At 55.5% G+C, this 1,712-nt stretch carries 2 protein-coding genes and 1 pseudogene; 1 reads left to right on the top strand and 2 read right to left on the bottom strand.

The window, feature by feature from the left end:
- Positions 1 to 17: 17 nt before the first annotated feature.
- Positions 18 to 320 carry a phosphoglucosamine mutase gene (locus L2I46_RS29010; protein ID WP_000251875.1) on the bottom strand — a complete coding sequence of 101 codons (303 nt, stop codon included), beginning with the start codon at positions 318 to 320 and terminating at the stop codon, positions 18 to 20.
- Between the two features lie 86 nt (positions 321 to 406).
- The gene (gene sul2 / locus L2I46_RS29005; protein WP_001043260.1) at positions 407 to 1,222 is read right to left on the bottom strand and encodes a sulfonamide-resistant dihydropteroate synthase Sul2; all 816 of its coding nucleotides are present in this window, start codon (positions 1,220 to 1,222) and stop codon (positions 407 to 409) included.
- Positions 1,223 to 1,551: 329 nt separating this feature from the next.
- Here sul2 and L2I46_RS29855 point away from each other — a divergent pair.
- Positions 1,552 to 1,712: pseudogene (locus L2I46_RS29855) on the top strand (Arm DNA-binding domain-containing protein); the annotation flags it as partial.

The raw sequence follows: 1,712 nt of genomic DNA, 5'->3' as shown, positions 1-1,712 counted from the left end.
CAGGGGTGTCGAAAGAGTCAACTGCGGTCCAAAGCTGTTGGACTTGGGTGAAAAGGGCGTTTATTCTTCCTATACGTTGTCGGCAGCGGGCCAAAAAGGAATACGTCCATGCCCATCGAGGTGAAACCGGCTGTGAGCGCGGGTTCAAGCATATAGCCCGACAGGCGCGTATCCTTGCCGATCACGACACGATGGCGGTGGTCACCGCGACGAAAGACACGGCCAGCCGCCATGCCGACGCGCAAGGCGGTTTCCGCCGTCATCGCGCCTTCGTTGGCTTTGCCACGAATACCGTCTGTGCCGAAATATTTGCGCACCATAAGGTCGATTATCCTGTCGTCGGGTCGCCCTCAAAGGGGACATGCCTGCTGAACCGCGAATATAGAGAAATATCCCGAATGTGCAGTTAACGAATTCTTGCGGTTTCTTTCAGCGCCGCCAATACCGCCAGCCCGTCGCGCAAGGGGCGCGGCTCGTGTGTGCGGATGAAGTCAGCTCCACCTGCGGCGGCGGCAAGCTCTGCAGCGAGTGTCGCGGCCCCGACATCCCCCGGACCACGGCCTGTGAGCGCGCGCAGAAAGGATTTGCGCGAAACAGACAGAAGCACCGGCAAATCGAAGCGCAGCCGCAATTCATCGAACCGCGCCAGCACCGAGAGCGAGGTTTCGGGAGCAGCCCCCAGAAAAAACCCCATGCCGGGATCAAGGACAAGGCGGTTGCGTTTGATACCGGCACCCGTCAGCGCCGCGATGCGCGCGTCAAAGAACGCCGCAATGTGATCCATGATGTCGCCAGCGGGTGCCTCGCGCCGATCTGCCTGCCCGTCTTGCACCGAATGCATAACGACGAGTTTGGCAGATGATTTCGCCAATTGCGGATAGAACGCAGCGTCTGGAAAACCGCGAATATCATTGAGATAGGCCACACCACGCGACAAGGCATAGGCTTGCGTCGCGGGTTGATAACTGTCGAGCGAGACGGGAATGCCATCTGCCTTGAGCGCGTCCAGCACCGGCGCGATACGCGCGATTTCTGTGTCGGACGAAACAGGCGCGGCGTCGGGATTGCTGGATGCCGGACCGAGGTCGATCACATCTGCCCCCTCGGCCATCAGCTTACGCGCCTGCGCAATGGCTGCGTCTGGCGCCAGATACCGGCCTCCATCGGAGAAACTGTCCGAGGTTATGTTGACGATGCCGAAAATGATGAGCGATTTATTCATGGGGGCTTCTATAATAATAATAATCGAGCATGAGTCTCATACGGATGCTCGGGTCGAAAGGGAATCCCCAGGCGAGTAACCTGTTTGCGGTGCTCCATTAGCTGCAGGAGCAGAATAGCATACATCTGGAAGCAAAGCCAGGAAAGCGGCCTATGGAGCTGTGCGGCAGCGCTCAGTAGGCAATTTTTCAAAATATTGTTAAGCCTTTTCTGAGCATGGTATTTTTCATGGTATTACCAATTAGCAGGAAAATAAGCCATTGAATATAAAAGATAAAAATGTCTTGTTTACAATAGAGTGGGTATCGGAGACGAAGAAGGACAAGGTACATGCTGACCGATACCAAGCTGCGCAATCTCAAGCCCAGGGACAAACTCTACAAAGTGAATGACCGGGAAGGTCTCTATGTGGGGGTCGCCTCAGAAAACGGAATCTATGGTCACTCCCGTTTTTGCAACACCGATTTTGACGACAAGTTGGCTTGCTTGAA

It is taken from the genome of Klebsiella sp. 2019SCSN059, assembly GCF_021739525.1.
Classification (GTDB): domain Bacteria; phylum Pseudomonadota; class Gammaproteobacteria; order Enterobacterales; family Enterobacteriaceae; genus Klebsiella; species Klebsiella quasipneumoniae.
The sequence above is the reverse complement of the archived record's forward strand: the minus strand, read 5'-3'. Positions and strand labels throughout refer to the sequence as shown.

Excerpts from the sequence above, each read along its gene's own strand:
- L2I46_RS29010 (WP_000251875.1), bottom strand. The coding sequence starts at position 320 with ATGGTGCGCAAATATTTCGGCACAGACGGTATTCGTGGCAAAGCCAAC.
- sul2 (WP_001043260.1), bottom strand. The coding sequence starts at position 1,222 with ATGAATAAATCGCTCATCATTTTCGGCATCGTCAACATAACCTCGGAC.